This is a genomic window from Clostridium cuniculi (genome assembly GCF_004353185.1).
GTDB lineage: Bacteria > Bacillota > Clostridia > Clostridiales > Clostridiaceae > Clostridium > Clostridium cuniculi.
The window spans coordinates 1-505 of record NZ_SMUS01000113.1; the positions used below are offsets into that span (position 1 = coordinate 1).

Annotated in this window: 1 protein-coding gene; it reads right to left on the bottom strand. The window is 43.8% G+C overall.

All coding sequences use genetic code 11. The features are described from left to right. Positions 1-281 precede the first annotated feature (281 nt). Positions 282-440, bottom strand: a complete 159-nt coding sequence (locus EJJ37_RS20605) for a hypothetical protein (protein WP_166484864.1) — start codon at positions 438-440, stop codon at positions 282-284. Between the last annotated feature and the right edge of the window lie 65 nt (positions 441-505).

Consider the following 505-nt stretch of genomic DNA (forward strand, 5'->3'; position numbering starts at 1 on the left):
CCTTTCCCCTTTCCTTTCCCTCCCTCCTCTTTTTTCTTTTTCCCCTCTCCTTTCTCCTTCCTTCCTCCTCCTCTTTCCCCTCTTTCTCTCCTTTTCCTTCTCCTTTTTCCTCTTCCTTCCCTTTTCCCCTTTCTCTCTTCCCTCCTCCTCCTCTCTCCTTTTCCTTCTCCTCCTTCCTTTCCCCCTTTCCTCCCCCTTTTTTTCCTTTCCTTTTCCCTCTTTCTTTTCTCCTTTCTTCTTCTCCTCCTCCGCTTTTTTCCTCGCCTCTTCCCCTCTCTCTTTTATCTCTTTCCTCTTCTTTTTATCTCCTTTCCTCTTCTCCTTTCTTTTTCCCCCTTTCTCTCCTCTTCTCCTTCTTTTCCCTCTTTTCTTACTTTTTCTTTAAAATCTCTCCCTCTCAATTTCATTCTTTTATTACTTTTAATTAACTCCCTCCTCACCTTTCTCCCCATCCTCCATTATTTTTTTTTCCACCCTCTTTTTTCCCCTTCCCTTCCATCTCCTC